Source organism: Kitasatospora sp. NPDC048715, from assembly GCF_043198905.1.
GTDB classification, from domain to species: domain Bacteria; phylum Actinomycetota; class Actinomycetes; order Streptomycetales; family Streptomycetaceae; genus Kitasatospora; species Kitasatospora lactacystinica.
The window spans coordinates 417,831-444,691 of the sequence record NZ_JBICVH010000003.1 but is presented as its reverse complement, the minus strand read 5'-3'; the positions used below and the strand labels follow the sequence as shown (position 1 = coordinate 444,691).

Genomic DNA, 26,861 nt, shown 5'->3' with positions numbered 1-26,861 from the left:
TTCAGTGTCGGCACCACGGTAGGGCAGAACCGGACGAAGTGTCAGAGGAACGTCCTGCCCTCGCCCCGGTACGTCGGCACGGTCCGTACGATCCGGTCGTCCTCGATCAGGTGCAGCTCGGCGAAGCGTTCGCACAGCTCACCCGCCTTGGCGTGGCGGAACCAGACCCGGTCGCCGATCAGCAGGTCGTCCGCCGCGGAGCCGAGCAGCGGGGTCTGCACCTCCCCGGCGCCCTCCATCGGGTCGTAGCGCAGCCCGGCCGGCAGGTACGGCACCGGCGAGCGGTCCGGGCCGGCCGCGCCGGAGGCCGGGTAGCCGCCGCCGAGGACGGTCACCACGCCGAGGCCGGGGCGGCGCACCACGGGCTGGCCGAAGAGCGCGGCCGGGCGGCCCCGGAACGTGCGGTAGTTGTCGAACAGCTGCGGCTGGTACAGCCCGGAGCCGGCCGCGACCTCGGTGACGGCGCGTTCGGCCACGGTGGACTCCACGCTGCCGGTGCCGCCGCCGTTGACGAACTCCAGGTCGGCCACCTGTCGCAGTCGCCGGACCGTCGCCGCGCGCCGCTGGGCCAGCTCGGTCCGGGCCTTGGCCTGCATCAGCCGGATCAGCCCGGAGCGCACCGGCTGGCCGGGCACCCGGTCGCCCACCCCGGCGACGTGCCCCTCGTACGCCATCAGGCCGACCACCCGGAACCCCCGGCGGCGCTGGACGAGCTCGGCGAAGGCGCCGAGGTCCTCGGGGGTGCGCAGCGGCGAGCGCCGGGCGCCCACCCGGACCCGGCCGCCGAGCAGGTGCAGCGAGGTGTCCAGCTCCAGGCAGACCCGCACCTCGGCGTCGCCGCCGCGGGCCCGGTCGATCAGGTCCAGTTGGGCCGGGTCGTCCAGCACCACGGTGATCTCGCGGGCGGCCCCGGGGTCGGCGGTCAGCTCGGCGAAGCCGGCCCGGTCGGCGGAGGGGTAGGCGAGCAGGATGTCGCGGACGCCGGTGCGGGCCAGCCAGAGCGACTCGTCCAGGGTGAAGCTCATCACCCCGAGGAAGCCGTCCACGGCCAGCGCCCGCTCCAGCAGCGCCCGGCAGCGGATCGACTTGCTGGCCAGCCGGATCGGCTTGCCGCCCGCCCGGCGGACCAGGTCGGCGGCGTTCGCGTCGAACGCGGCGAGGTCCACGACGGCCACCGGCCCGTCCAGGTGGGCGGTGACGCGGTCGTACCGGAGGCGGTCGGAGACCGGGGCGGGCGCGGTCGCGGGTGCGTCGAGGATCACCATGGGCGCAGGGTGCCACACCGCGCTACCGGTGGGTAGGCCCCGCGTACGGGGAACGTGCAGGGAAATGGGGCCGCTCGCGCGCGGTGGCATAGGGTCGGGCGGGTGGACCGCAAAGACTTCTCCAACCCGGCGTTCGTCGGCAAGAGCATCCCGAACCCCGGCTTCTCCGACGACGACGGCACCGCCGACCCGGCGCTCACCGAGGCCCTCGCGCGCTGGTCGCGGGACGGCGCGGCCGAGTCGGAGGTGCTGGCGGCGCTGACCCCCACCCGGCTGATGGTCCCGATCGTCGCGATCCTCGGCGAGGTCGAGGTGGACGCGCACGGGCACCGGCACGAGAAGACCAGCGACATGGCCGTCCCGGTGCTGGAGGCCCCGGACGGGCGCCGCGCGCTGCCGGCCTTCACGTCGCTGGAGGCGCTGGCCCGCTGGCGCGCCGACGCCCGTCCGGCGCCGACGGCGGCCCCGCAGGCCGCGATGGTCGCCTTCTCGGAGCGGGCCGACACGCTGCTGATCGACCCGGCCGGGCCGGTGCCGTTCCGGCTGGGCGGCGCCCGGCTGCGGGCGCTGGCGGAGAACCGGCCGTTCCTGCCGCCGGCCCTGGACCCGGAGGTGCGCGAGGCGGTCCGCGGGCTGCTGGCGGCGGAGCCGCAGGTGGTCACCGGGCTGCTGGCGGGTTCGGAGGGCTCCGACGGGGTGCTCGCGGTGGTGTTCGACCCGGCGCTGGACCAGGCGGGCCTGCAGGCCGCCGCGCAGCGGGTCGGGCGGGCGGTGGCCGCGGACCCGCTGCTGCGGGTGCGGCTGGACCGGGGGCTGGACCTCGCGGTGCTGCCGGCGAGCGCGGAGCTGCCGGGGGAGCCGCTCTACAGGCGTTGACGGAGCGGGAGGTCCGGCACGCGCGTGCCGGACCTCCCGCGAGCGGTCTCAGGAGTAGACCGGCCCGGTGAACTTCTCGCCCGGGCCCGCGCCCGGGGCGTCCGGGACGATCGAGGCCTCGCGGAAGGCGAGCTGGAGCGAGCGCAGCCCGTCGCGCAGCGGCGCGGCGTGGAAGTTGCTGATCTCCGGGGCGCCGGCGGTGACCAGCCCGGCCAGTGCGGTGATCAGCTTGCGGGCCTCGTCCAGGTCCTTGTCCTTGTCGCCGCCCTCGGCGAGACCGCACTTGACGGCGGCGGCGCTCATCAGGTGCACCGCGACGGTGGTGATCACCTCGACGGCCGGGACCTCGGCGATGTCGCGGGTGAGGTCGTCGAAGCCGATCGCGTCGTCGTCCGCGCCGGGGTTCTGGGTGGGCTCGCTGCTCAAGGTGGGCTCGTTCCATCGTGTCGGTCTGTCCGTACCCATGGAGCGTACAAGGGCCCCTTCGGTACCAGGACGCGGCCGTATCCGCGCCGGGAGGCGGCCGTTCCCCGCGCCGGGAGGAGGCCGCGCGGAGGGGCGGAATAGCGTTCGCCCCCCCGACGCTGTAAGCTTCGAGACTGACCGGCCGGGATCCCGTATGGGCACTCGGCCAGCAAGTGGAGGCTCCACTGAGGAGGCCCGAGAGGGCAACCGCGAAAGTCTCCCACCTGGTCGGCCTCAGGGTCGACGGGTCCCGGTCCGCGACGGGCGCCACTGGCGCCGAGTCGCCGCAGCGCCCCTCACCGGGCGTCGCCCCCGGTTGTGTGGAGCCCCGCTTGTACCGAGCGGGGCTTTTTTCGTGTGGCGGTGTACGTACCGGACAGCGCAGCACGAATGAAGCCCCGCCCAGTGGTCGAGTCCACTACGTGCGACCGCCGTCCGACGGCCGCATCGCAGAAGGTGCAACCGAGGAGGCCCCATCAGCACCGAGCCCCGCATCAACGACCGGATTCGCGTCCCCGAGGTGCGACTCGTCGGTCCCAGCGGCGAGCAGGTCGGCATCGTGCCGCTTGCCAAGGCGCTGGAGCTCGCGCAGGAGTACGACCTCGACCTGGTCGAGGTCGCGGCGACCGCCCGGCCGCCGGTGTGCAAGCTCATGGACTACGGCAAGTTCAAGTACGAGTCGGCCATGAAGGCCCGTGAGGCGCGCAAGAACCAGGCGCACACGGTCATCAAGGAGATGAAGCTCCGGCCGAAGATCGACCCGCACGACTATGACACCAAGAAGGGTCACGTCGTCCGGTTCCTCAAGCAGGGCGACAAGGTCAAGATCACGATCATGTTCCGCGGTCGTGAGCAGTCCCGCCCCGAGCTGGGCTTCCGTCTGCTTCAGCGGCTCGCCGACGACGTCCAGGACCTGGGCTTCGTGGAGTCCTCGCCCAAGCAGGACGGCCGTAACATGATCATGGTCCTTGGCCCGCACAAGAAGAAGACCGAGGCGATGGCCGAGGCCCGCGCCCTCGCGGACGCCCGCAAGGCCGAGCGTCAGGGCCGCACCGCCGGCTCCGACGCCGCTGCGGACATCGAGGACGAGGACGTCGTGACCGAGGTCGAGGACGTCGAGGACGTCGTGACCGAGGACGAGGACGTCACGACCGAGGCGCAGGACGCCCCGGCCGAGGCGCCGGCCGTCGAGGCCGACGCTCCGGTCGAGCAGCCGGCCGCCTCCCAGGGCGCCTGAGCCCTCACCGGCCAGGAGGCCCGGGAGACCGGCCCCCAGGGTGACGGGGCGGCCCGCCCGGTCACCGCAGATCCATCCAGTTCACGCCCGCGCGGCGCACGTCGCGCGGGCGCGGACGGGACTGACGAGGAGATACGGCGAAATGCCGAAGCAGAAGACGCACAGTGGCGCCAGCAAGCGCTTCAAGATCAGTGGCTCTGGCAAGGTGCTGCGCGAGCGCGCCGGCCGCCGCCACCTCCTGGAGCACAAGCCCTCGACGCTGACCCGCAAGCTGGCCGGGACCGTCGAGCTGGCCCCCGCTGACGCCAAGAAGATCAAGAAGCTTCTCGGCAAGTGATCGCCCTCCCGCCCGGCGCGAGCCGCGAGCGGGGCAGCTGATCCTTCCCGACCCATTCGAATGACGGACCACGTGAAGTAGTCCGTGGTCCAACCCAAGGAGTAATCAAGTGGCACGCGTCAAGCGGGCAGTCAACGCCCACAAGAAGCGCCGGGTCATCCTGGAGCGCGCCAGCGGCTACCGTGGCCAGCGTTCGCGCCTGTACCGCAAGGCCAAGGAGCAGGTCACCCACTCGCTGGTCTACAACTTCAACGACCGCAAGAAGCGCAAGGGCGACTTCCGTCAGCTGTGGATCCAGCGCATCAACGCTGCGGCCCGTGCCAACGGCATCACCTACAACCGCTTCGTGCAGGGCCTGAAGGCCGCCAGCGTCGAGATCGACCGCAAGATGCTGGCCGACCTGGCCGTCAACGACCCGGGTGCGTTCGCCTCCCTGGTCGAGGTCGCCCAGAAGGCGCTGCCGGCCGACGTGAACGCCCCGAAGGCCGCCGCCGACGCCGCCTGATCTTCCGAGATCGGTTGAGCTCTGACCGGACCCGCAGGCTCGCCTGCGGGTCCGGTCCTGCTTTTCCCCCTCCTTCAGCGCCTCCGGAGAACGAGACCATGCCGAGCACCGACACCCCCCTGCTGACCTCCCTGCGCTCGCCGCGCGTCGTGGCCGCCCGCCGGCTGGCCAAGCGCAACCAGCGCACCAAGGAGCGCCGCTTCCTGGCCGAGGGCCCGCAGGCCGTCCGGGAGGCCATCGCCTTCGGCAGGCTGCCGGGCAGCGGCGAGCACGCCGTGGTCGAGGTCTACGCGACCCCGGAGGCCGCCGAGCGGCACGCCGGCATCGTCGAGGCCGCCCTGGTCGAGGGACTGCCGGTGCTGACCGCCACCGACGAGGTGATCGCCGAGATCTGCGACACGGTGACGCCGCAGGGCATCGTGGCGCTCTGCCGCTTCATCGACACCCCGTTCGCCGAGGTGCTCAAGGCCCGTCCGAAGCTGGTCGCGATCCTCGCCCACGTGCGCGACCCCGGGAACGCCGGCACGGTGCTGCGCACCGCCGACGCGGCCGGGGCGGACGCCGTGGTGCTCACCGACGCCTCCGTGGACCTCTACAACCCGAAGGCCGTCCGGGCCTCCGTGGGCAGCCTGTTCCACCTGCCGGTGGCGGTCGGGGTGCCGGTCGAGGAGGCCGTCGGCAGGCTGCGCGAGGCCGGCGTCCGGGTGCTCGCCGCGGACGGCGCGGGGGAGCGCGACCTGGACCAGGAGCTCGACGAGGGCACCCTGGGGGCGCCCGGCGCATGGGTGTTCGGCAACGAGGCCTGGGGGCTTCCGGAGGAGACCCGCGCGCTCACCGACGAGGTCGTGCGCGTCCCGATCCACGGCCACGCCGAGAGCCTCAACCTGGCCACCGCGGCGGCGGTCTGCCTGTACGCCTCCGCGCGCGCCCAGCGCTCGCCCGGCGGCTGCCGCTCGAACGCCTGACGCACCCGGGGGCGCGTCAGGATCCACGCGGCAAGCCCTACTGCACGGGCCTGGGAGGCGCTAGGGTCTGCCTCGGTGGGGGGAACGGCACGGTGGGTAATCGGGGAGGCAACCCATGGTCGGCAGCGGACCCGAGCTCGACCCGGACGACCTGCCGGACGGCCTGGTGGTCGCCGACGCGCTGGGCCGGGTGGTCTGCTTCAACCGGGCCGCGGCCCGGCTCACCGGCGTGCTCCCGCAGGCCGCGCTCGGCAGCGGACTGGAGGACGTCCTCCCGCTGGAGGACCTGGACGGCCGCCGCTGGTGGCCGCTGACCGACCCGTACGGCGGTCTGGCCACCCGCACCCGCCAGCCGGAGCGCAACCTGCTGCTGCCCGGGGGGCGCGAGGTGCTGGTCTCCGCCCGGTACGTGCGCAGCGCGCCGGGCGGGCCGCTGGAGCGCCTGGTGATCGCCCTGCGCGGCACCGAGGCCCGGCGCCGCACCGAGCGCAGCCACGCCGAGCTGATCGCCACCGTGGCGCACGAGCTGCGCTCCCCGCTGACCAGCGTCAAGGGCTTCACGGCGACGCTGCTGGCCAAGTGGGAGCGGTTCACCGACGGGCAGAAGCGGCTGATGCTGGAGACCGTGGACGCGGACGCCGACCGGGTCACCCGGCTGATCGCCGAGCTGCTGGACATCTCCCGGATCGACTCCGGCCGGCTGGAGCTGCGCAAGCAGGTGGTCGACCTGGCCGCGGCGGTGCGCCGGCACGTCGAGCGCAAGGTCGCCACCGGCATCCCCGAGGACCGCTTCGACATCCGGATCGGCGAACCGCTGACCGTCCTGTGGGCCGACCCGGACAAGGTCGACCAGGTGCTGGCCAACCTGCTGGAAAACGCGGTGCGGCACGGCGAGGGAACTGTCACCATCGAGGTGGCACCGGCCAAGGAGGTCGTCGAGGCGCCCGTCTGGGAGCGCAGCGGCACCCCGCCCCGCATCGTGGAAGGCACAGCGGTCACCGTGAGCGACGAAGGCAGCGGCATCCCCGAGGAATCGATGCCCCGCGTCTTCACCCGCTTCTGGCGCGGCTCCAAGCGCGGCGGCACGGGCCTGGGCCTCTACATCGTCAAGGGCATCGTGGAGGCCCACGGCGGCTCGATCCGCGTCGACCGCGCGCCCGGCGGCGGCGCCCGGTTCCGATTCATCCTGCCCGCCGGGGTGCCCGACTTCATGCTCTGAAAGAGCATGAACGACGAGCACGGCATGCTCTGAAAGAGCATGAACGACGAGCACGGCATGCTCTGAAAGAGCATGAACGACGAGCACGGCATGCTCTGAAAGAGCATGCGCGGCAGGCGCACGGCATGCTCGGAGTTCCCGAGCAGGTCGGACGTCGTCTCCCCGGACGGGCTTCGCGGCAGCGGTGATACCCGCTGCGACTACACTCGACCTTTGGCGTTGGCCCAAAGACCTTGAGCACGGACGAGCAGGAGCACGGGAAAGATAGAGATGTCGGCACCCAACAAGTCGTACGACCCGGTCGAGGTCGAGGCCCTCAAGCCCGAGGTGGTGGAGCAGGCGCGGGACGAGGCGATCGCCGCGTTCGCCGCCGCCGGCTCCCTGGACGAACTGAAGCAGGCCAAGGTCGCCCACACCGGCGACCGCTCCGCGCTCTCGCTCGCCAATCGCGAGATCGGCGCTCTGCCCCCGCACGCGAAGGCGGCGGCCGGAAAGCTGATCGGCCAGGCCCGCGGGGCGGTCAACCAGGCCCTCGCCAAGCGGCAGGCCGAGCTGGAGGCGGAGCGCGACGCCCGCGTGCTGGTCGAGGAGGCGGTGGACGTCACGCTGCCGTACGACCGCGCCCCGCGCGGCGCCCGGCACCCGCTGACCACCATGGCCGAGCGCATCGAGGACACCTTCGTCGCGATGGGCTACCAGGTCGCGGAGGGCCCCGAGGTCGAGGCGGAGTGGCTCAACTTCGACGCCCTCAACCTGGGCCCGGACCACCCGGCCCGCTCGATGCAGGACACCTTCTTCGTCCAGGCCCCGGACGGCTCCGCCGACTCCGGCGTGGTGCTGCGCACCCAGACCTCCCCGGTCCAGGCCCGCACCATGCTCGACCGCGAGCCCCCGGTCTACGTGGTCTGCCCGGGCCGGGTCTACCGGACCGACGAGCTGGACGCCACCCACACCCCGGTCTTCCGGCAGGTCGAGGGCCTCGCGGTGGACGAGGGCATCACCTTCGCCGACCTCAAGGGCACCATCGAGGTGCTGGTCGAGAAGCTGATCGGTGGCGGCCTGGAGCTGCGCTGGCGCCCGTCCTACTTCCCGTTCACCGAGCCGAGCGCGGAGATCGACCTCCAGTGCTTCGTGTGCCGGGGTGCGAGCGTCGGCAACCCGGACCGGCCGTGCCGGACCTGTTCCTCCGAGGGCTGGATCGAGCTCGGCGGCTGCGGCGTGGTCAACCCGCGGGTGCTGGTCGCCTGCGGCGTCGACCCCAACCGCTACAGCGGCTTCGCCTTCGGCCTGGGCCTGGAGCGGATCCTGATGAATCGTCACAACGTCGCCGACATGCGCGACATGGTCGAGGGTGACGTCCGCTTCACCCTCCCGTTCGGGATGGAGATCTGATGCGCGTCCCGCTTTCCTGGCTGCGCGAGTACGTCGACCTGCCGGCCGGCGAGACCGGCCGTGACGTCGCGGAGCGCCTGGTCCGGGCCGGCCTGGAGGTCGAGACCGTCGAGCAGATCGGCACGGACCTCAAGGGTCCGCTGGTGGTCGGCGAGGTGCTCTCCATCGAGGAGCTGTCCGGCTTCAAGAAGCCGATCCGGCACTGCTTCGTGAACGTCGGCGACGCCAACGGCACCGGCGAGCCGCAGGAGATCGTCTGCGGTGCGACCAACTTCGCCGTCGGCGACAAGGTCGTGGTCGTGCTCCCGGGCGCCGTGCTGCCCGGCCCGTTCCCGATCGCGGCCCGCAAGACCTACGGCCACACCTCGGCCGGCATGATCTGCTCCGCCCGCGAGCTGGGCATGGGCGACGACCACGACGGCATCATCGTGCTCCCGCCGGAGTTCGAGCCCGGCACCGACGCCATCGAGCTGCTCCAGCTCGTCGACGAGGTGCTCGACATCGCCGTCACCCCGGACCGCGGCTACTGCCTGTCCATGCGCGGCGTGGCCCGTGAGGCCGCCGCCGCGTACGGGCTGCCGCTGGCCGACCCGGCGCTGCTCGACGTGCCGCCGGCGAACTCCTTCGGCTACCTGGTGAAGGTCAACGACCAGGCCGGCTGCGACCGCTTCGTGGCCCGTACGGTCGTCGGCGTCGACCCGAACGCCAAGTCCCCGATCTGGCTGCAGCGCCGGCTCCAGAAGTCGGGCATCCGCCCGATCTCGCTGACCGTCGACATCACCAACTACGTGATGCTGGAGGTCGGCCAGCCGCTGCACGCCTACGACAAGCAGCGCGTGTCGGGCCCGATCACGGTCCGCCGGGCGGAGCAGGGCGAGAGCCTCACCACTCTCGACGGGGTCGAGCGCAAGCTCTCCGCCGAGGACCTGCTGATCTGCGACAACAGCGGCCCGATCGGCCTGGCCGGTGTGATGGGCGGCGCCTCCACCGAGATCCTCGACCCGGCCGCGGGGCCGGGCACCACCGAGGTGATCATCGAGGCGGCGCACTTCGACGCGGTCGCCATCGCCCGCAGCGCCAAGCGGCACAAGCTGCCCTCCGAGGCGTCCAAGCGCTTCGAGCGCGGCGTCGACCCGGAGGCCGCCCGTGCAGCCGCGCAGCGCGCCGTCGACCTGCTGGTCCTGATCGCCGGCGGCACCGCCGAGGCCGGGGTCACCGACATCGCGGCCCCGCACCCGGTGCGCACCATCACCATCGCCGCCGACCTGCCCGACCGGGTGGCCGGCACCGGGTACGGCCGCGAGACCGTCACCCGGCGCCTGCAGGAGATCGGCTGCTCGGTCTCCGGCGCCGACGTCCTGGAGGTCACCCCGCCGACCTGGCGCCCGGACCTCACCGACCCGTACGACCTCGCGGAGGAGGTCATCCGGCTGGAGGGCTACGACAACGTCCCCGCCCGGATGCCCGACGTTCCCCCGGGCAAGGGCCTGACCGAGGCCCAGCGGGTGCACCGCCGGATCGGCGTCGCGCTGGCCGGGGCCGGCTACGTCGAGGTCAACAACTACCCGTTCCTCGGCGAGACCGCCTTCGAGGCGCTCGGCCTGGAGGCGGACGACCGGCGCCGCCGCACGGTGAAGCTGGTCAACCCGCTGAACGACGAGGAGCCGGCGCTGCGCACCACGCTGCTGCCGGGCCTGCTCGGCGCGCTGCGCCGCAACGTCGGCCGGGGCAACACCGACCTGGCGATCTTCGAGACCGGCACCGTCTTCCTGCCCAAGGACGAGCTGAGCGTGGCCCCGCGTCCGGCGGTCGACCACCGGCCCAGCGACGAGGAGCTGGCCGCGCTGGACGCCGCGCTGCCGGACCAGCCGCGCCGGATCGCCGTCGCCCTCGCGGGCGAGCGGCTGCCGTCGGGCTGGTGGGGCAAGGGTGCCCAGGCCTCCTGGGCGGACGCCGTCGAGGCGGCCCGCACGGTGGCCCGGGCGGCCGGCATCGAGCTGACCGTCCGGCAGGGCCAGCTGGCCCCGTGGCACCCGGGCCGTTGCGCCGAGCTGCTGGTGGCCGGCACCGACCGGGTGGTCGGCCACGCCGGTGAGCTGCACCCGCGGGTGGTCAAGGCGCTCGGGCTGCCGGCCCGCACCGCCGCGATGGAGATCGACATCGACCTGCTCACCGCCGACGGCGCCGAGCGGGTCGGCGGTCCGACCGTCTCCGGTTTCCCGGTGGCGACCCAGGACGTCGCGCTGATCGTCGACACCGCTGTCCCGGCCGCCGAGGTCGAGGCCGCGCTGCGCTCCGGCGCGGGCGAACTGCTGGAGGCCATCCGGCTGTTCGACGTGTTCACCGGTGAGCAGGTCGGCGAGGGCAAGAAGTCGCTGGCGTACGCGCTGCGCTTCCGCGCGACCGACCGCACCCTGACCGCCGACGAGGCGACCGCCGCCCGCGAGGCGGCCGTCGCCGAGGCCGTCGCCCGCACCGGCGCGGTGCTGCGCGGCGTCTGACGCGGCCGTAGTACCCAGGAGGGCCCCGCCCCGGACCACGAGTCCGGGGCGGGGCCCTTTCCGTTTCCTCGGGTTGACACTTCCTCGGGTTGACGGTGCGTCGGTTCATCGTTTATCTCTTTACCTATGGAAGTAGATAAAGACGATGCCGACCAGCCCTCCCCGATCGAGTTCCGCCTGGACCCGGCCTCCGGCGTCCCGACCTACCTGCAGCTCGTGCAGCAGGTCGAACAGGCGCTGCGGATGGGCTGGTTGACCGAGGGGGACCGGCTGCCCCGGGTGCGCGAGGTGGTGGCCGGGCTGGCGATCAACCCGAACACCGTGCTCAAGGCGTACCGCGAACTGGAGCACCGCGGCCTCGCGGCCGGCCGCCGGGGCCAGGGCACCTTCGTGCGGGGCCTGCCCGCCGGGGTGGTGCCGCTGCGCGAGCGGGCCGCGCTGCGCCGCGGGCTGCTGGACTGGATGCGCTCGGCGCGGACCGCCGGGCTGGACGAGGAGGGGATGGCCGCGGTGTTCGAGGACGCGCTGCGCGACCTGCGCGAGGACCGGGACGGGGTGGTGGCCTGATGGCCGTGGACACGGTGATCGACTGCGCCGGGCTCGGCAAGCGCTACCGGCGCTCCTGGGCGCTGCGGGACTGCCGGCTCGCCGTCCCCGCCGGGCACGTGGTGGCCCTGGTCGGCCCCAACGGCGCCGGCAAGACCACGCTGCTCAGCCTGGCCGCCGGACTGACCCTGCCGAGCGAGGGCGCGCTGACCGTCCTCGGCGACCAGCTGCCCGGCTCCCCGCGCGCGTTGGACCGGATCGGCTTCGTCGCCCAGAACGCCGCGCTCTACCCCGGCGTGCCCGTACGCGACCTGCTGGCGATGGGCCGTCACCTCAACCGCCGCTGGGACGACGCCCGGGCCCGTACCCACCTGGACGGCCTGGGCATCCCGCTGGACCGCAAGTACGGCCGCCTCTCCGGCGGTCAGCAGGCCCAGGTCTCGCTCGCGCTGGCACTCGCCAAGCGCCCCGAACTCCTGCTGCTGGACGAGCCCCTGGCCGCTCTCGACCCGCTCGCGCGGCACGACTTCATGGCCGTGCTGCTGACCGCGGTGGCCGAGGACGGGATGTCGGTGGTGTTCTCCTCGCACGCCGTCAACGAACTGGAGCAGAGCTGCGACTACCTGGTGGTGCTCGGCGCCGGCCGGGTCCAGGTCGCGGGGGAGGTGGACGACCTGCTGGCCGGCCACCGGATGCTCACCGGCCCGACCGCCGAGGCCGACCGGGTGGCCGGGCAGCTGCCGGTGGTCCGCGACCGCCGGGCCGGCGCCCAGTCCCACCTGCTGGTCCGCACCGGCGGCGTGGACGCCCCGGTCTCCGGCTCCTGGCACCAACAGCGCGTCGGGCTGACGGAGTTGGTGCTCGCCTACCTGCGCGAGCCGGCCGCCTCCGCCCTCCCCGGTCCGCGCGGGGCCGTCCACCCGAACGAGAAGGTGCTGCTGCCGTGAGCTCCCTGTCCCTCGCCCCGCCCCGCTCCGCCGTCCTGCGGGCGGCCGGGCTGCGGCACCGGCCCGCGCTGCTGACCCTGCTGACGGTGATGGCCGCGATCTCCCTCGCGCTGCTGGTCCACGGCTGGTACCTGCACGACGGCCTGGCCCGCACCGGCGCGGCCTCCTGCGACCCGGCCACCGACGCCTGCATGGCCATGTACAAGCAGTTCCTGCACGAGTACGGCGACGGTCTGCTGGCGCTCGACTCCGTGTTCTACGTCCTCGGCGGGGCCTTCGGGGCCTTCCTCGGGGGCCCGCTGCTGGCACGGGAGTTCGAGTACGGCACGGTGCGTTTCGCCTGGACCCAGGGCGCCGGGCGGACCCGCTGGACGGTGGGCGGCCTGGTCATGGGCGGTGCGGTGCTGGCCGTCGTGGCGGTGCTGTTCGGACTGCTGCTGCGCTGGTGGAGCGGGCCGCTGACGCTCCGGGTCGGGGGGTTCAGCCCGGAGGTCTTCGTGCAGACTCCGCCGGTGCTGGTCGGACGGGTGCTGGTGGCCTTCGGGGTCGCGGTGCTGGCCGGTGCGGTGCTCCGCCGTACGGTGGTCGCGGTGGGGGCCGGCCTGCTGGCCTCGGTGGCGCTGCCGTTCCTCGCCCACTCCGTGCGCGCGCACTACCTGCCTCCGCTGGAGGACGCGGTGCACTCCATGAAGCCCATGGCGCTGGACGACCGCTGGGTGCTGAACGTCTGGTTCTCCGACCCGGCCGGGAAGCGGATCTCGACCGGCGCCTTCTACGACATCGGCGGGGACTTCGCCCACCTCCAGGAGCTGGTGCGCGACGGCGGCTACACCGCGCACGAGGTGTACCAGCCGGCGAGCAGGTTCTGGCCGTTCCAGTTCATCGAGTTCGGCTGGACGCTCCTGCTCGCGGTGGCGCTGTGCGCGGCGGCGGTCTGGTGGGTGCGGCGCCGGGCGTTCTGAGCCCCGGCCGCCAAGATCTCTTGAAGAGGTTCCGTCAAAACCCTTGCGGGAGTGCGGCGTCAGGGCTTTTCCTTTTTCTCGTTAGGAAAGTTTCCTAACCCACGAGGAATCGGAGCGTCCCATGCGCCCTCAGCCCCGTCGTGCCCTCCGCATCGCCCTCGCCGCCGCCCTGGTGGCCGCGCCGCTGACCGTCGCGGCCACCTCGGCGGCCCAGGCCGCCCCGTCGCCGGCCGCCGCCGTCCAGTTCAAGGGGGTCGGGCTGGACGACCCGCACAAGAAGGACATCGCCATGCAGCTGGTGTCCAGCGCGGAGAACTCGTCGCTGGACTGGAAGGCCCAGTACAAGTACATCGAGGACATCAAGGACGGCCGCGGCTACACCGCCGGCATCATCGGCTTCTGCTCCGGCACCGGTGACATGCTGGACCTGGTCCAGCACTACACCGACCTCAAGCCCGGCAACATCCTGGCCAAGTACCTGCCGGCCCTGAAGAAGGTCAACGGCAGCGAATCGCACGCCGGCCTCGGCTCCGCCTTCGAGAAGGACTGGGCCACCGCCGCCAAGGACACCGTCTTCCAGCAGGCCCAGAACGACGAGCGCGACCGGGTGTACTTCAACCCCGCCGTCAACCAGGCGAAGAGCGACGGCCTGCGCGCGCTCGGCCAGTTCGCCTACTACGACGCCATCGTCATGCACGGCCCGGGCAACAGCTCGGACAGCTTCGGCGGCATCCGCGCCGCCGCCATGAAGAAGGCCAGGACGCCCGCCCAGGGCGGCGACGAGGCCACCTACCTCAAGGCCTTCCTGGACGCCCGCAAGGTGGTCATGAAGAAGGAGGAGGCGCACTCGGACACCAGCCGGGTCGACACCGAGCAGCTGGTCTTCCTCAACGCCAAGAACTTCGACCTCAACCCGCCGCTGAAGTGGAAGGTCTACGGCGACAGCTACGCCATCAACAGCTGACGCCCCGACAGGCGAAAGGGCCCGGCGGCCGTGAACCGGCCGCCGGGCCCCGCCGTCCGTCCCGCCGCGGGTGTCAGGCGCTCGCGGTGTAGTCGTAGAAGCCCCGGCCGGACTTGCGGCCCAGCAGGCCGGCGTCGACCATCCGGGAGAGCAGCGGGGGAGCGGCGTACAGCGGCTCCTTGTACTCGTCGTACATCGACTCGGCGATCGAGACGATGGTGTCCAGGCCGATCAGGTCGCACAGCCGCAGCGGGCCCATCGGGTGGGCGCAGCCGGCCTCCATGCCCTTGTCGATGTCCGAGGCGGTGGCCACGCCCGTCTCGAACATCCGCACCGCGGACAGCAGGTACGGCACCAGCAGCGCGTTGACCACGAAGCCGGCCCGGTCACGGGCGCGGATCGGCTCCTTGCCGAGCACCTGGGAGGCGAAGGCCTCGACCCGCTCGGTGGTGGTCGCCGAGGTGGTCAGGGTCGGGATGACCTCGACCAGCTTCTGCACCGGCGCCGGGTTGAAGAAGTGCAGGCCGATCACCTGCTCCGGGCGGCTGGTGGCGGCGGCCAGCTTCACGATCGGGATCGAGGAGGTGTTGGAGGCGAGGATCGCGTCGCGGCGCTCGACCACCCGGTCCAGGGTCTCGAAGATCCGGACCTTGATGTCCTCGCGCTCGGCGACGGCCTCGACCACCAGGTCGCGGTCGGCGAAGTCGGACAGCTCGACGGTGAAGGACAGCCGGGCCAGCGCCTCGTCCCGCTCCTCGGGCGTCAGCTTGCCCCGCTTGACGGCCGTCTCCAGGGAGTTGGTCAGCCGGGTGCGGCCGAACTCCAGCGCCTCACCGCTGGCCTCCGACACCAGGACGTCCAGCCCGGCCCGGGCGAAGACCTCGGCGATTCCCGACCCCATCAGGCCGCAGCCGATCACTCCGACGCGCGCGATGTCACTCACTCAGTTGCCCTTCGACGGTGCTGGGGGTCGCCCAGCCAGCGGGTGGCCCAGCGAGCTGCTGGACAACGGGCCGGTGTGCCGGAATGGGTGCACCGGTCACCGCCCCGACGACGTTACTACTCCGTACCGGCCAGTAGGTCACCCCCTCCCCGGCAGGGTGCCACGGCCGGGAGTCCCCCGAACGAGTGAGGCGGCGACCCCGGACCCGTGTGCCCGGGCCCGGCTCCGCCCGGCGCCCGACAGAATGCCGCAGACGGGGGCCGGGGGCGGAAGAGGACAGGGCCGGGCACGCGAAGGGAGTACGGGGTGTCGACGGGATCGCTCGCAGGACAGGTCGCCCTGATCACCGGGGCCGGCCGGGGCATCGGCCGGGAACTCGCCATCGGCCTGGCCGCCGAGGGGATGTCCGTCGGCCTGGTCGGCCGGACCCACGAGACACTGACCGACACCCTCAAGGAGTGCGTCAGGCGCGGCGCCCGGGGCGTCGCCGTGACCGCCGACGTCACCCGCCCCGGCTCGGTGCGCGAGGCGGTCCGGCTGGTCGAGCGCGACCTCGGGCCGATCGACCTGCTGGTCAACAACGCCGGCCTGGTCGACCGCGCCGAGGTGCCGCTCTGGGAGACCGACGCCAACCAGTGGTGGCAGGTGATCGAGACCAACCTGCGCGGCCCCTACAACCTGCTGCGCTGCGTGCTCCCCGGCATGGTCGCCCGCCGGCGCGGCCGGGTGATCAACCTCAATTCCGGCTTCGCGCTGCGCCCGGACGGCGACTACACCGCGTACGCCACCTCCAAGGGCGCGCTGCTCCAGCTCTCCGACAACATGGCGGACTCGCTGGCCCGCAACGGCATCGTCGTCCTCGACATCAGCCCGGGCGCGGTGGCCACCGACATGACCGCCGGGATGCCGATGTTCAAGGGCACCACGGACTGGGGCTCCATCCCGTACATGGTCGCGGTCACCGTGGACGCGGCCCGCGGCCGCTTCGACGGGCTGCACGGGCGCTTCATCCACGCCGGCCGGGACGACCTGGAGGAACTGGTCAACCGGGCCGACGCGATCCGCGCCGCGGACGCCCGCACGCTGCGGCTGCGCCCGTACAAGGACGACGACCCGATGCTCTGACCAGGGCGTTCAGGCGCAGAGCTGGCTGGCGGTCACCGGCTTGAGCCCCGCCTTGGCCAGGCCGTCCAGGATGCCGGGCAGCGCGTCCACCGTGCACTGGTGCCCCATGTGCAGCGCCACCACCGAGCCGCCGCGCACCGAGTTCAGCACCCGGCGCTGCAGCTCGGCGGCCGAGGGGTCGTTGTAGTCGCGCGGGTCGACGTCGAAGGACAGCACGTGCTCGTACCCGACCGCCCTGGCCTGCTCGCGCACCATCGGGGTGGCGTACTGCGCGGCGGAGGGGCGGAACCAGCGGCCGATCGAGCCGGTGAGCCGCTGCAGGCGCTCGGCGCACTGGGCGATCTCGGCGCGCGCCTGGTCGGGCGCCATGGCCGAGATGTTGAGGTGGTTCTGGGTGTGGTTGCCCAGCTCGTGGCCGCCGTCCAGGATCCGCCGGGCCATCTGCGGCTGCTGGTCGAGCCAGCTGCCGACGACCATCACGGTCACCTTGGCGCCGCGCTGCTCGGCGGCCTCCAGCAGGGCGGTGGCCAGCTTCGGGTCGCCGCTGCCGTGGAAGGTGAGCGCCACGTTCCTCCCGGTGCGCGGCCCGTACGCGACCTCGGCCGGGGTGCCGGGCGCGAGCGGCGGCAGCACGGGCGGGGCCGGCGGGGCGGAGGGCTGGGCGGCGGCCGCGGCGGCGGTCGGCCCACCGTCGGGCCCGGGCTCCGCCGGGGCGGTGGGCGCGGGGGAGGCAGGGCCCTCCGCGCCGTTCCAGGCCGGGTCGGTGGTGTGCTGCGGGTCCACGGTCCCGGGGTGCGCGGCGAGTGCCCCCGGGTCGGCCCGGCGGAGCGTTCCGGTGCCGCACGCGGCGAGCAGGCCGCCGGTGGCGGCGAGGGCGGCGATCCGGGCGGTGGCGCGCAGTACGGTGCGGCGGTCGGCAGTCATCGGCAGCCAGCATAGAGAGGACGGCTCCGGCGGGCGATCCGACCCGACCGGGCCGGCACCGGCTTTGACGTGCACACACTCTGTGACCGGGTGTTGCGTAAACCTGAACTCCCGCTGTTTCCGCGGTGTGTCCTTGGATACGATCACCGCGCACCGTGAGTTGACCGGCGGTGGCCAAACTCTTCCGGCATTGCGCATTGGGGGCGGACAGGATGTACGAGGACGGCGCGGCGACCGGCCGGAGCACGGACACCGAGTGGGACTGGGCCAGAGCCGAGGACTGGCAGCCCCCGAGCGAGCTGGACACCGGCGTCCCGCACACCGCCCGGATGTACGACTACTACCTCGGCGGCAAGGACAACTTCGAGGCCGACCGCAAGGCCGCCCAGGCCGCGATCTCCGCCTACCCCGCGCTGCCGCTGCTGGCCCGCACCAACCGGCAGTTCCTCGGCCGCGCCGTGGAGTTCGTCGCGAGCCGGGGCGTGCGCCAGTTCGTCGACATCGGCACCGGCATCCCGGCGGTCGGCTCCACCAACGAGGTCGCCCAGCGGGTCGCCCCGGACGCCCGGGTGGTGTACGTGGACAACGACCCGATCGTCGCCACCCACGCCCGCGCCCTGCTGGCCGGCCACCCCGCCGGGCACACCTCGGTGATCGAGGCCGACCTGCGCGACCCGGCCGCGATCCTCGGCCACCCCGCGCTGGCCGGCGCCGTCGACCTCTCCCGGCCGGTCGCGCTGATGCTGGTCGCCGTGCTGCACTTCATCCGCGACGAGGAGGGTGCGCAGCAGATCGTCCGCACCCTGCGCGACGCGCTCGCCCCGGGCAGCGCGCTGATCCTCTCCCACGGCAGCCCCGACTTCGCCTCCCGCGAGAGCGCCTCCGAGGGCACCCGCATCTACCGCAGCGCCAGCGCCCCGCTCGTGCTGCGCCCGCGGTCCGGCGTCGAACCCTTCTTCGGCGACTTCGAGTTCGCCGGCCCCGGGCTCGTCCAGCTCCCGCTCTGGCGCCCCGTCCCGGGCCACGTGCCCACCTCCGAACTCCCCGAGGGCTGGCAGGACGTCTCGGCGTACGCCGGTGTCGCCTTCAAGAAGTAGCCCCGAGCATCCCTCGGGGTCCGGTCCCGGTGCCCCCCTCCTGCGCCGGGACCGGACCGTCGAAGCCTATGGACCGCCACTGACAGTCCCTCACCGCCGCGGGTACCCTGCGGCGTGACCACCACCGACCTGCCCCCGCTGCCCCCCGGCGTCGCCGAACTGCTGCGGGCCGTCGACGCCCCGCCCCGCCTGGTCGCCCACCTCGCCCTGGTGCACGAAGTGGCCGGGGAGATCGTCGGCTTCTGCGCCCGCGCGGGCCTGGCCTTCGACCACGAGGCCGTCCTGTACGGCGCCGCCACCCACGACATCGGCAAGACCGTCCACCCCGAGGAGCTCTCCGCCCCCGGCTCCCTGCACGAGCCCGCCGGGTACGCCCTGCTGCTCGCCCGCGGCGTCCCCGAGCACCTCGCCCGCTTCGCCCGCGGCCACGCGAGCTGGGACGGTCCCGGCGTCACCGTCGAGTCACTGCTGGTCAGCCTGGCCGACAAGGCCTGGAAGAACAAGCGGGTCCCGGACCTGGAGGACCTGGTGGTCGAGCGCCTCGCCGCCGCCGGCGGGCAGGAACGCTGGGAGGCCTTCCTCGCCCTGGACGACCTGCTCGCCCGGATCGGCGAGGACGCCCCGCGGCGGCTCGCCGTCCAGGCCGCCCACCCGGTGCGGACCGGGTGAAAATCGGCGCGACACGACGGGCGGGCCGGTGTTAGCTTCCGCGACATGGAACCCCTGAGCGAGAACGAGATCCGCGCGTCCTTCGTCAACTGCTCCAAGGGCGAGGCCCGCCGGCTCAACCTGCCCCGGGGCCTGGCGGAGCTGCCCTGGGAGCACCTGGACTTCCTCGGCTGGCGGGACCAGGGCGCGCCCGACCGGGCGTACCTGGTGGCGCCGTACCAGGGCGAGACGGTCGGCCTGACGCTGCGCTCGCCGGTGATCCGGCGCAGCCTGACCAAGACCAACGTGTGCTCGCTGTGCATCACCGCGCACGCCGGGTCCGGGGTCGCGCTGCTCGCCGCCCGCCGGGCCGGGGCGGCCGGGCGCGAGGGCAACACGGTCGGCACCTACATCTGCGCCGACCTCGCCTGCTCCCTCTACGTGCGCGGGCTGAAGAAGTCCACCCTGGTCACCCGGCCCGACGAGTCGCTGCCGCTGGAGCTGCAGATCGACCGGACGGTGGGCAACCTCGGCGGCTTCCTCGCCAAGGTGCTCGCCACCGCTGCCGTGTAACGGCTCCGGGCCTGTCCGTGCCCGGGCCTGTCCCTGCCCGTACCTCTCCGTGCCCGGGCCTGTCCGTGCCCGGGCACGGTTCGGCGCCCGCGCGGCTCAGGTCCGGCGCAGCTGGTCCAGCTCGCGGCGCTCCCGCTTGGTCGGCCGCCCGGCCCCCCGGTCCCGCGTCCCGGCCGCCGCGACGAACTCGCGCGGCGGCCGCGGCGGGCTGTTGTCGACCAGGCACTGCGCCGCGACCTCGGCGCCGACCCGCTTGCGGATCAGCTTCTGCACCACCACGACCCGTTCGTGGCCCTCCTCACGGACCCGCACCTCGTCCCCGGGCTTCAGCGCCTGGGCCGGCTTGGCCCGCTCGCCGTTCACCTTGACGTGTCCGGCCCGGCAGGCCGCCGCCGCCAGCGCCCGCGTCTTGACCAGCCGGACCGACCAGATCCAGCTGTCCACCCGCACGCTTCCCTCGTGTTCAGCCATCCCCGGAGCCTATCCAAGGCCGGCCGCCGGTCAGCCCCGGGCGCCGCGCGGCGCCTCCTGGACCGCCCAGCCGTTCCCGTCCGGGTCGTTGAAGAACACGAAGTTGTTCCACGCCTCGCCGTGCCCGTTCGCCCGGCCCCCCGCCACGAAGTGCTGGACCGGGCTGACCGCCACGCCCCGCGCCGCCAGTTCGGCGTGCGCCTTCTCGATGTCCGGCACCACCAGCTGGAGCCCCTTGACCGATCCGGGCGGAGAGTCGATCACCCCCTTGCCCACCACGATGGAGCAGGGCGAGCCGGGGGGCGTCAGCTGGACCACCCGGATCCCGTCCCGCAGCAGGGTGTCGTGGTCGACGGTGAACCCGGCCTGCTCCTCGTAGAAGAGCTTCGAGCGGTCCACGTCCGACACCGGGACCACCACGACTTCGAGTTTCCACTCCATCGCCCTCACCCCTCTCGGTCGGGCTCTTCCAGTATCCGTCCGTAATCGCTCCCGGGGGCCGTCGGATAGCCTGAGAACACGATGAATCCCCAGACCACGCCCGCCGCGACCCCGCCGGACACCGCCCTGGCCACCCCGTGGGGCGCCTTCGAGCTCACCCGTTTCCCCGTGGACCCGCGCGAGCGGCTGCGGGCCTGGGACGCCGCCGACGAGTACCTGCTGCGCCACCTGGCGGGCGAGGCCGACAGCGCGGCCGGCGCCGCGACGGAGCTGGCCGGCCGTACGGTCGCCGTCCTCGGCGACCGCTGGGGCGCGCTGACCACCGCGCTCGCCGAGTACCGGCCGGTCCAGATCACCGACTCCCACCTCGGCCGGCAGGCCACCCTGGCCAATCTGGCCCGGGCCGGCGCCGCCGTCGACGAGACCCGGCTGCTCACCACCCGGGACGCCCCGCCGGAGCGGATCGACGTGCTGCTGGTGCGCGTCCCCAAGAGCCTGGCCCTGCTGGAGGACCAGCTGCACCGGCTCGCCCCCGCGCTCCACGAGGGCACCGTGGTGATCGGCTCCGGCATGGTCACCGAGATCCACACCTCCACGCTCCAGCTCTTCGAGCGGATCCTCGGGCCGACCCGCACCTCACTGGCCGTGCGCAAGGCCCGGCTGATCCTCTGCACCCCGGACCGGGCGCTCGACGCCGGTCCCAACCCGTGGCCGCACCGCTACGCGCTGCCGTCGGACATCGGTGCCGCCTCCGGCCGTACGGTCGTCAACCACGCGGGCACCTTCTGCGCGGACCGGCTGGACATCGGCACCCGCTTCTTCCTGGCCCACCTGCCCGTCCCCGCCCCCGGCGCCCGGGTGGTGGACCTCGGCTGCGGCAACGGGGTGGTCGGTACGGCCGCCGCGCTGGCCGGGCCCGGCGCGGAGCTGGTCTTCGTGGACGAGTCGCACCAGGCGGTGGCCTCCGCCGAGGAGACCTTCCGCACCAACCTGGGCCCGGACGCCCCGGCCGGGTTCCTGACCGCCGACGCCCTGGCCCCGGACGTGGTCGCCGCCGGCTCGGTGGACCTGGTGCTCAACAACCCGCCGTTCCACTCCCACCAGGCCACCACCGACGCCACCGCCTGGCGGATGTTCACCGGCGCCAAGCGGGCGCTGCGGCCCGGCGGGGAACTCTGGGTGGTCGGCAATCGCCACCTCGGCTACCACGTCAAGCTGCGCCGCCTCTTCGGCAACTGCCAACTCGTCGCCGGTAACCCCAAGTTCGTGGTGCTGCGGGCCGTCAAGCGCTGACCGGGCCGCCCCGCCCCGGCGGGGTCCGGCACGCACTCCTTGCATGAATTTTCCGTCACGCGTATATTCATGCCACGACTAAGGAGGAACGCCATGGCATTGCGAGTCGCCGTCGCCGGCGCGAGCGGTTACGCGGGCGGCGAGGTGCTGCGCCTGCTGCTCGGCCACCCGGAGATCGAGATCGGGGCGCTGACCGGCGGCTCGAACGCGGGCACCAGACTGGGTGCGCTCCAGCCGCACCTCCTCCCGCTCGCCGACCGCGTCCTGGAGGCCACCACCCCCGAGGTGCTGGCCGACCACGACGTGGTGTTCCTGGCGCTGCCGCACGGCCAGTCCGCCGCGGTCGCCGAGGAGCTCGGCCCGAACGTCCTGGTGATCGACTGCGGCGCCGACTTCCGGCTCAGGGCCGCCGCCGACTGGGAGCAGTTCTACGGCTCCGCGCACGCCGGCACCTGGCCCTACGGCCTGCCCGAACTCCCCGGCCACCGCGCCGCGCTGAAGGGCAGCAACCGGATCGCCGTGCCCGGCTGCTACCCGACGGCCGTCTCCCTGGCGCTGTTCCCCGCCTACGCCGCGCAGCTCGCCGAGCCGGAGGCCGTGGTGGTCGCCGCCTCCGGCACCTCCGGCGCCGGCAAGGCCGCCAAGCCGCACCTGCTGGGCAGTGAGGTGATGGGCAGCGTCAGCCCGTACGGCGTCGGCGGCGTCCACCGGCACACCCCGGAGATGGCGCAGAACCTCACCCCGCTCGCGGGCGAGCCGGTCTCCGTCTCCTTCACCCCCACCCTCGTCCCGATGCCGCGCGGCATCCTCGCCACCTGCTCGGCCAAGGCCCGGCCGGGGGTGACGGCGCAGAGCCTGCGCGCCGCCTACACCGAGGCGTTCGCGGACGAGCCCTTCGTCCACCTGCTGCCCGAGGGGCAGTGGCCGCAGACCAGCAGCGTCTACGGCGCCAACACCGCCCTGGTCCAGGTCGCCCTGGACGCCGCCGCCGGGCGGATCATCGCGATCAGCGCGATCGACAACCTGGTCAAGGGCACCGCCGGCGGCGCGGTGCAGAGCATGAACATCGCCCTCGGCCTGCCCGAGGAGCTCGGCCTTCCCGTGAACGGAGTCGCACCGTGAGCACGACCACCAACGTCGGAGTGACCGCAGCCAAGGGCTTCCGCGCCGCCGGCGTGACCGCCGGCATCAAGGCTTCCGGCACTCCCGACCTCGCCCTGGTGGTCAACGACGGCCCCTCGCTCGCGGCCGCCGGCGTCTTCACCGCCAACCGGGTCAAGGCCGCGCCGGTGCTCTGGTCCGAGCAGGTCCTCAAGGGCGGCCGGGTCTCCGCGGTCGTCCTCAACTCCGGTGGCGCCAACGCCTGCACCGGCCCGCTCGGCTTCCAGGACACCCACGCCACCGCGGAGAAGGTCGCCGCGGAGCTGGGCCTCGGCGCGGGCGAGGTCGCCGTCGCCTCCACCGGCCTGATCGGGGTACGGCTGCCGATGGACATCCTGCTCCCCGGGGTCGCCCTGGCCGCCGGCGAGCTCGGCGAGGACGGCGGCGAGGCCGCCGCGATCGCCATCAAGACCACCGACACGGTGCACAAGACCGCCCAGTACACCAGCCCGGCCGGCTGGACGGTCGGCGGCATGGCCAAGGGCGCGGGCATGCTCGCCCCGAGCCTCGCCACCATGCTGGTCGTCCTCACCACCGACGCCGACCTGGACAGCGCCGCCCTGGACGCCGCGCTGCGCGGCGCCACCCGCACCACCTTCGACCGGATCGACTCCGACGGCTGCATGTCGACCAACGACACCGTGCTGCTGCTGGCCTCCGCCGCCTCCGGCACCACCCCGGAGCAGGCCGAGTTCGCCGAGGCCGTCCGCACGGTCAGCGCCGACCTGGCCCGCCAGCTGATCGGCGACGCGGAGGGCGCGAGCAAGGAGATCCGGATCGACGTCACCGGCGCCGCCACCGAGGACGAGGCGGTCGAGGTCGCCCGGACGATCAGCCGCAACAACCTGCTCAAGTGCGCCATCCACGGCGAGGACCCGAACTGGGGCCGGGTGCTGGCCGCGATCGGCACCACCTCCGCCGCCTTCGACCCGAACGAGCTGGACGTCGCCATCAACGGCGTCTGGGTCTGCAGGGCCGGCGGCGTGGGCGAGGACCGCGACCTGGTGGACATGAAGGGCCGCGAGGTCGTCGTCACCGCGAACCTCAACGCCGGTACGGCGGGCGCCACGCTGTGGACCAACGACCTGACGGCCGACTACGTTCACGAGAACAGCGCCTACTCGACCTGATCCGCGTCACTTCGTCCGCGACACCCTGAGCCGCGACACCCTGAGCCGCGACACCCCGAGCCGCGGCACCTGATCCGCGACATCCTCCCCCAGCCTGCGGCCGGGGGGACCCCCATCGACGAGGGAATCCCGTGCAGATCGCACCCAAGGGCGAACAGGCCCGCAACAACACCGCGTTGCCCAAGGCCATGACGCTGATCGAGGCGCTGCCGTGGCTGGAGCGCTTCCACGGCAAGACCGTCGTGATCAAGTTCGGTGGCAACGCGATGGTGGACGAGAGCCTCAAGGCCGCCTTCGCCCAGGACGTCGTCTTCCTGCGCTACGCCGGTCTGCACCCGGTCGTGGTGCACGGCGGCGGCCCCCAGATCAGCGCCCAACTCGACCGGCTGGGCCTGGAGTCGAGCTTCACCAACGGCCTGCGGGTCACCACCCCGGAGACCATGGACGTGGTCCGGATGGTGCTCGCCGGCCAGGTGCAGCGCGAGCTGGTCGGCCTGCTCAACGGGCACGGCCCGTTCGCGGTCGGCATGACCGGCGAGGACGCCCACACCATGACGGCGGTCAAGCGCTACGCGGTGGTGGACGGCGAGCAGGTCGACATCGGCCTGGTCGGCGACATCGTCAACATCGAGTCCGGCGCGGTGAAGGCGATGATCGCCGACGGCCGCATCCCGGTCATCTCCTCGATCGCCCGCGGTACCGACGGCCACGTCTACAACATCAACGCCGACACCGCCGCCTCCGCCCTCGCGGTCGCGCTCGGCGCCGAGATGCTCGTCGTCCTCACCGACGTCGAGGGCCTCTACAAGGACTGGCCGAACTCGGACGACGTGATCAGCCAGCTCACCGCGAGCGAGCTGGAGGAGCTGCTGCCCGACCTGGCCAGCGGCATGCTCCCCAAGATGGAGGGCTGCCTGCGCGCCGTCCGCTCCGGCGTGGGCACCGCCCGCGTGCTGGACGGCCGGGTCCAGCACAGCCTGCTGCTGGAGATCTTCACCGACGAGGGCATCGGCACGATGGTCGTGCCGGACGACGAAGCGACCGTGACCGGGGGACTGGCATGACCGGCGGGACCGACATGACCGACGTGACGCACAACGAGCAGCTCGCCCAGCGGTGGCAGCACTCCTTCACCGACAACTACGGCACCCCCCGCATCCCGCTGGTGCGCGGCGAGGGCAGCAAGCTCTGGGACGCCGACGGCAAGGAGTACACCGACCTGCTCGGCGGCATCGCCGTCAACGCCCTCGGCACCGCCCACCCGGCCGTCGTCGAGGCCGTGAGCCGGCAGATCGCCACCCTCGGCCACGTCTCCAACCTCTTCATGGCCGAGCCCACCATCGCCCTCGCCGAGCGGCTGCTGGAGCTGGACGGCCGCCCGGGCGGGCGGGTGTTCTTCTGCAACTCCGGCGCCGAGGCCAACGAGGCCGCCTTCAAGATCAGCCGGCGGACCGGCCGCACCCACCTGGTCGCCCTCCAGGGCGCGTTCCACGGCCGCACCATGGGCGCCCTCGCGCTCACCGGCCAGCCCGCCAAGCAGGAGCCGTTCCGGCCGCTGCCCGGCGACGTCACCCACGTCCCGTTCGGCGACGTCGAGGCGCTGCGCGCGGCCGTCACCACCGGGACCGCCGCCGTCTTCCTGGAGCCGATCCAGGGCGAGAACGGCGCCGTCCCGCTGCCCGAGGGCTACCTGCGGGCGGCGCGCGAGATCACCCGGGCCACCGGCACCCTGCTGGTCCTGGACGAGATCCAGACCGGTGTCGGCCGCACCGGCCACTGGTTCGCCCACCAGGCGTACGAGGGCGTCGAGCCGGACGTGGTCACCCTGGCCAAGGCGCTCGGCGGCGGTCTGCCGATGGGCGCGGTGCTCGCCTTCGGGCCGGCCGCCGAACTGCTCACCCCGGGCCAGCACGGCACCACCTTCGGCGGCAACCCGGTGGCCGCCGCGGCCGGGCTCGCGGTGCTGGACACCATCGAGTCCGAGGGCCTGCTGGAGCACACCCGCAAGCTGGGCGAGCGGCTGCGGCACGGAATCGAGGCGCTCGGCGACCCGCTGGTCTCGCACGTGCGCGGGGCGGGCCTGCTGCTCGGCATCGTGCTCACCGAGCCGGTCTCGGCGCGGGTCCAGGCGGCCGCCCAGGAGGCGGGTTACCTGGTCAACGCGGCCGTCCCGGACGCCGTCCGGCTGGCCCCGCCGCTGGTGCTGACCGAGCAGGAGGCGGACGCCTTCCTGGCCGCGCTGCCGGGCATCCTCCGGACGGTGCGCGAGAGTGCCCCGGCCGATGCGAGTTGACCGTCGTCCGGGAGAATAATCACATGACCGCTTCCCGCTCCGGCTCGTCCGCCGCCGGCCCGACGCCGCAGGTCCCGCAGACCCGCACCGCGCGCCACCGGCGGATCGTGGACCTGCTCACCCGCCAGCCCGTGCGTTCGCAGAGCCAGCTCGCCAAGCTGCTCGCCGACGATGGACTCGTGGTGACCCAGGCCACCCTCTCCCGGGACCTGGACGAGCTGGGCGCGGTCAAGATCCGCAACCGGGACGGCGCGCTGATCTACGCCGTCCCGGCCGAGGGCGGCGACCGCACGCCGCGCGCGCCGATGGGGGAGTCGGCCAGCGAGGGCCGGATGGCCCGGCTGGCCGGCGAACTCATGGTCTCCGCGACGGCCTCCGGCAACCTGGTGGTGCTGCGCACCCCGCCGGGCGCCGCCCAGTTCCTGGCCTCGGCGATCGACCAGGCCGAGGTCTTCGAGATCATCGGCACCATCGCCGGCGACGACACCGTGCTGCTGATCAGCCGCGACCCGGCCGGCGGCCAGGCGCTCGCCGACCACCTCATGCAACTCGCCCAGGCGAAGGCCCAGTAGCGCCGCGCA

General features: G+C 73.2%; 28 protein-coding genes. 22 read left to right on the top strand and 6 right to left on the bottom strand.

Features of this window, described 5'->3' with window-relative positions; translation table 11 throughout:
• Nucleotides 1–41 precede the first annotated feature (41 nt).
• A complete protein-coding gene (locus ACGFSC_RS08700; RefSeq protein WP_359905915.1) occupies nt 42–1,265 on the bottom strand; it encodes an amino acid deaminase/aldolase in 1,224 nt (407 codons plus the stop codon).
• 102 nt (nt 1,266–1,367) lie between these two features.
• Here ACGFSC_RS08700 and ACGFSC_RS08695 point away from each other — a divergent pair, with 102 nt between their 5' ends.
• Nucleotides 1,368–2,141 (top strand): SseB family protein, encoded by a 774-nt coding sequence (locus ACGFSC_RS08695; protein ID WP_359905918.1) that lies wholly within the window; start codon nt 1,368–1,370, stop codon nt 2,139–2,141.
• Between the two features lie 48 nt (nt 2,142–2,189).
• On the opposite strand, the gene ACGFSC_RS08690 is transcribed toward ACGFSC_RS08695, so the two are convergent.
• Nucleotides 2,190–2,606, bottom strand: coding sequence for a DUF1844 domain-containing protein (locus tag ACGFSC_RS08690; RefSeq protein WP_380352725.1), 417 nt, complete (start codon nt 2,604–2,606; stop codon nt 2,190–2,192).
• 475 nt (nt 2,607–3,081) lie between these two features.
• Between ACGFSC_RS08690 and infC the strand changes: the two genes are divergently transcribed.
• The 11 genes from infC (at nt 3,082) to ACGFSC_RS08635 (ending at nt 14,181) form a co-directional block, all read left to right on the top strand.
• A complete protein-coding gene (gene infC / locus ACGFSC_RS08685) occupies nt 3,082–3,843 on the top strand; it encodes a translation initiation factor IF-3 (protein WP_359906017.1) in 762 nt (253 codons plus the stop codon).
• Between the two features lie 142 nt (nt 3,844–3,985).
• Nucleotides 3,986–4,180, top strand: coding sequence for a 50S ribosomal protein L35 (rpmI, locus tag ACGFSC_RS08680; RefSeq protein WP_030055648.1), 195 nt, complete (start codon nt 3,986–3,988; stop codon nt 4,178–4,180).
• Nucleotides 4,181–4,289: 109 nt separating this feature from the next.
• Nucleotides 4,290–4,685 carry a 50S ribosomal protein L20 gene (gene rplT, locus ACGFSC_RS08675; protein ID WP_030055649.1) on the top strand — a complete coding sequence of 132 codons (396 nt, stop codon included), beginning with the start codon at nt 4,290–4,292 and terminating at the stop codon, nt 4,683–4,685.
• 98 nt (nt 4,686–4,783) lie between these two features.
• Nucleotides 4,784–5,650, top strand: coding sequence for an RNA methyltransferase (locus tag ACGFSC_RS08670; protein ID WP_359905921.1), 867 nt, complete (start codon nt 4,784–4,786; stop codon nt 5,648–5,650).
• 115 nt (nt 5,651–5,765) lie between these two features.
• Entirely contained in the window at nt 5,766–6,869 is a 1,104-nt protein-coding gene (locus tag ACGFSC_RS08665) for an ATP-binding protein (RefSeq protein ID WP_359905924.1), read from the top strand.
• A 270-nt stretch (nt 6,870–7,139) separates the two neighbouring features.
• Nucleotides 7,140–8,261, top strand: coding sequence for a phenylalanine--tRNA ligase subunit alpha (gene pheS / locus ACGFSC_RS08660; RefSeq protein ID WP_188299334.1), 1,122 nt, complete (start codon nt 7,140–7,142; stop codon nt 8,259–8,261).
• Complete coding sequence (pheT, locus tag ACGFSC_RS08655) at nt 8,261–10,762, top strand: phenylalanine--tRNA ligase subunit beta (protein WP_359905927.1); 2,502 nt, start codon at nt 8,261–8,263, stop codon at nt 10,760–10,762. The genes pheS and pheT overlap by 1 nt, the downstream gene beginning before the upstream one ends.
• 126 nt (nt 10,763–10,888) lie before the next feature.
• Complete coding sequence (locus tag ACGFSC_RS08650) at nt 10,889–11,329, top strand: GntR family transcriptional regulator (RefSeq protein WP_359905930.1); 441 nt, start codon at nt 10,889–10,891, stop codon at nt 11,327–11,329.
• Nucleotides 11,329–12,255, top strand: a complete 927-nt coding sequence (locus tag ACGFSC_RS08645; RefSeq protein ID WP_359905933.1) for an ABC transporter ATP-binding protein — start codon at nt 11,329–11,331, stop codon at nt 12,253–12,255. Before ACGFSC_RS08650 ends, ACGFSC_RS08645 begins: the two co-directional genes overlap by 1 nt.
• Entirely contained in the window at nt 12,252–13,217 is a 966-nt protein-coding gene (locus ACGFSC_RS08640) for a hypothetical protein (protein WP_359905936.1), read from the top strand. Before ACGFSC_RS08645 ends, ACGFSC_RS08640 begins: the two co-directional genes overlap by 4 nt.
• Nucleotides 13,218–13,338: 121 nt before the next feature.
• A complete protein-coding gene (locus tag ACGFSC_RS08635) occupies nt 13,339–14,181 on the top strand; it encodes a chitosanase (protein WP_359905939.1) in 843 nt (280 codons plus the stop codon).
• Nucleotides 14,182–14,254: 73 nt separating this feature from the next.
• Here the strand turns inward: ACGFSC_RS08635 and ACGFSC_RS08630 are convergent, their stop codons facing one another.
• A complete protein-coding gene (locus ACGFSC_RS08630; RefSeq protein ID WP_359905942.1) occupies nt 14,255–15,124 on the bottom strand; it encodes a 3-hydroxybutyryl-CoA dehydrogenase in 870 nt (289 codons plus the stop codon).
• Nucleotides 15,125–15,430: 306 nt separating this feature from the next.
• Here ACGFSC_RS08630 and ACGFSC_RS08625 point away from each other — a divergent pair, with 306 nt between their 5' ends.
• Nucleotides 15,431–16,249: an SDR family oxidoreductase gene (locus ACGFSC_RS08625; RefSeq protein WP_359905945.1), complete on the top strand. Its 819-nt coding sequence runs from the start codon at nt 15,431–15,433 to the stop codon at nt 16,247–16,249.
• Between the two features lie 9 nt (nt 16,250–16,258).
• On the opposite strand, the gene ACGFSC_RS08620 is transcribed toward ACGFSC_RS08625, so the two are convergent.
• Nucleotides 16,259–17,173: a polysaccharide deacetylase family protein gene (locus ACGFSC_RS08620; protein WP_359905947.1), complete on the bottom strand. Its 915-nt coding sequence runs from the start codon at nt 17,171–17,173 to the stop codon at nt 16,259–16,261.
• Nucleotides 17,174–17,385: 212 nt separating this feature from the next.
• Between ACGFSC_RS08620 and ACGFSC_RS08615 the strand changes: the two genes are divergently transcribed.
• The 3 genes from ACGFSC_RS08615 (at nt 17,386) to ACGFSC_RS08605 (ending at nt 19,491) form a co-directional block, all read left to right on the top strand.
• Nucleotides 17,386–18,270 carry an SAM-dependent methyltransferase gene (locus ACGFSC_RS08615; protein WP_359905950.1) on the top strand — a complete coding sequence of 295 codons (885 nt, stop codon included), beginning with the start codon at nt 17,386–17,388 and terminating at the stop codon, nt 18,268–18,270.
• Between the two features lie 114 nt (nt 18,271–18,384).
• Complete coding sequence (locus tag ACGFSC_RS08610) at nt 18,385–18,939, top strand: HD domain-containing protein (RefSeq protein ID WP_359905953.1); 555 nt, start codon at nt 18,385–18,387, stop codon at nt 18,937–18,939.
• 45 nt (nt 18,940–18,984) lie between these two features.
• Entirely contained in the window at nt 18,985–19,491 is a 507-nt protein-coding gene (locus tag ACGFSC_RS08605) for an FBP domain-containing protein (protein ID WP_359905956.1), read from the top strand.
• Nucleotides 19,492–19,587: 96 nt separating this feature from the next.
• Here the strand turns inward: ACGFSC_RS08605 and ACGFSC_RS08600 are convergent, their stop codons facing one another.
• Nucleotides 19,588–19,962: a S4 domain-containing protein gene (locus ACGFSC_RS08600; protein WP_359905959.1), complete on the bottom strand. Its 375-nt coding sequence runs from the start codon at nt 19,960–19,962 to the stop codon at nt 19,588–19,590.
• 30 nt (nt 19,963–19,992) lie between these two features.
• On the bottom strand, nt 19,993–20,403 hold the full coding sequence (locus ACGFSC_RS08595) for a VOC family protein (RefSeq protein WP_359905961.1): 411 nt from the start codon (nt 20,401–20,403) through the stop codon (nt 19,993–19,995).
• 126 nt (nt 20,404–20,529) lie between these two features.
• Here ACGFSC_RS08595 and ACGFSC_RS08590 point away from each other — a divergent pair, with 126 nt between their 5' ends.
• From ACGFSC_RS08590 to ACGFSC_RS08565, 6 genes are all read left to right on the top strand, one after another.
• The gene (locus ACGFSC_RS08590) at nt 20,530–21,696 is read left to right on the top strand and encodes a methyltransferase (RefSeq protein WP_359906020.1); all 1,167 of its coding nucleotides are present in this window, start codon (nt 20,530–20,532) and stop codon (nt 21,694–21,696) included.
• 93 nt (nt 21,697–21,789) lie between these two features.
• Nucleotides 21,790–22,818, top strand: coding sequence for an N-acetyl-gamma-glutamyl-phosphate reductase (gene argC / locus ACGFSC_RS08585; protein WP_359905964.1), 1,029 nt, complete (start codon nt 21,790–21,792; stop codon nt 22,816–22,818).
• The gene (gene argJ / locus ACGFSC_RS08580; RefSeq protein ID WP_359905967.1) at nt 22,815–23,987 is read left to right on the top strand and encodes a bifunctional glutamate N-acetyltransferase/amino-acid acetyltransferase ArgJ; all 1,173 of its coding nucleotides are present in this window, start codon (nt 22,815–22,817) and stop codon (nt 23,985–23,987) included. The genes argC and argJ overlap by 4 nt, the downstream gene beginning before the upstream one ends.
• Nucleotides 23,988–24,175: 188 nt before the next feature.
• Nucleotides 24,176–25,051 carry an acetylglutamate kinase gene (argB, locus tag ACGFSC_RS08575; RefSeq protein ID WP_359906023.1) on the top strand — a complete coding sequence of 292 codons (876 nt, stop codon included), beginning with the start codon at nt 24,176–24,178 and terminating at the stop codon, nt 25,049–25,051.
• On the top strand, nt 25,048–26,280 hold the full coding sequence (locus ACGFSC_RS08570) for an acetylornithine transaminase (RefSeq protein ID WP_359905970.1): 1,233 nt from the start codon (nt 25,048–25,050) through the stop codon (nt 26,278–26,280). The genes argB and ACGFSC_RS08570 overlap by 4 nt, the downstream gene beginning before the upstream one ends.
• Before the next feature lie 23 nt (nt 26,281–26,303).
• Entirely contained in the window at nt 26,304–26,852 is a 549-nt protein-coding gene (locus ACGFSC_RS08565) for an arginine repressor (protein ID WP_359905973.1), read from the top strand.
• Nucleotides 26,853–26,861: the final 9 nt, after the last annotated feature.

What these genes read in the sequence shown, in the direction of transcription:
- ACGFSC_RS08700 (WP_359905915.1), bottom strand. Translation starts at nt 1,265, where the DNA reads ATGGTGATCCTCGACGCACCCGCGACCGCGCCCGCCCCGGTCTCCGAC.
- ACGFSC_RS08690 (WP_380352725.1), bottom strand. Translation starts at nt 2,606, where the DNA reads ATGGGTACGGACAGACCGACACGATGGAACGAGCCCACCTTGAGCAGC.
- rpmI (WP_030055648.1), top strand. Translation starts at nt 3,986, where the DNA reads ATGCCGAAGCAGAAGACGCACAGTGGCGCCAGCAAGCGCTTCAAGATC.
- ACGFSC_RS08670 (WP_359905921.1), top strand. Translation starts at nt 4,784, where the DNA reads ATGCCGAGCACCGACACCCCCCTGCTGACCTCCCTGCGCTCGCCGCGC.
- ACGFSC_RS08665 (WP_359905924.1), top strand. Translation starts at nt 5,766, where the DNA reads ATGGTCGGCAGCGGACCCGAGCTCGACCCGGACGACCTGCCGGACGGC.
- pheS (WP_188299334.1), top strand. Translation starts at nt 7,140, where the DNA reads ATGTCGGCACCCAACAAGTCGTACGACCCGGTCGAGGTCGAGGCCCTC.
- pheT (WP_359905927.1), top strand. Translation starts at nt 8,261, where the DNA reads ATGCGCGTCCCGCTTTCCTGGCTGCGCGAGTACGTCGACCTGCCGGCC.
- ACGFSC_RS08650 (WP_359905930.1), top strand. Translation starts at nt 10,889, where the DNA reads ATGGAAGTAGATAAAGACGATGCCGACCAGCCCTCCCCGATCGAGTTC.
- ACGFSC_RS08645 (WP_359905933.1), top strand. Translation starts at nt 11,329, where the DNA reads ATGGCCGTGGACACGGTGATCGACTGCGCCGGGCTCGGCAAGCGCTAC.
- ACGFSC_RS08635 (WP_359905939.1), top strand. Translation starts at nt 13,339, where the DNA reads ATGCGCCCTCAGCCCCGTCGTGCCCTCCGCATCGCCCTCGCCGCCGCC.
- ACGFSC_RS08620 (WP_359905947.1), bottom strand. Translation starts at nt 17,173, where the DNA reads ATGACTGCCGACCGCCGCACCGTACTGCGCGCCACCGCCCGGATCGCC.
- ACGFSC_RS08615 (WP_359905950.1), top strand. Translation starts at nt 17,386, where the DNA reads ATGTACGAGGACGGCGCGGCGACCGGCCGGAGCACGGACACCGAGTGG.
- ACGFSC_RS08605 (WP_359905956.1), top strand. Translation starts at nt 18,985, where the DNA reads ATGGAACCCCTGAGCGAGAACGAGATCCGCGCGTCCTTCGTCAACTGC.
- ACGFSC_RS08600 (WP_359905959.1), bottom strand. Translation starts at nt 19,962, where the DNA reads ATGGCTGAACACGAGGGAAGCGTGCGGGTGGACAGCTGGATCTGGTCG.
- ACGFSC_RS08595 (WP_359905961.1), bottom strand. Translation starts at nt 20,403, where the DNA reads ATGGAGTGGAAACTCGAAGTCGTGGTGGTCCCGGTGTCGGACGTGGAC.
- argC (WP_359905964.1), top strand. Translation starts at nt 21,790, where the DNA reads ATGGCATTGCGAGTCGCCGTCGCCGGCGCGAGCGGTTACGCGGGCGGC.
- argB (WP_359906023.1), top strand. Translation starts at nt 24,176, where the DNA reads ATGACGCTGATCGAGGCGCTGCCGTGGCTGGAGCGCTTCCACGGCAAG.
- ACGFSC_RS08570 (WP_359905970.1), top strand. Translation starts at nt 25,048, where the DNA reads ATGACCGGCGGGACCGACATGACCGACGTGACGCACAACGAGCAGCTC.
- ACGFSC_RS08565 (WP_359905973.1), top strand. Translation starts at nt 26,304, where the DNA reads ATGACCGCTTCCCGCTCCGGCTCGTCCGCCGCCGGCCCGACGCCGCAG.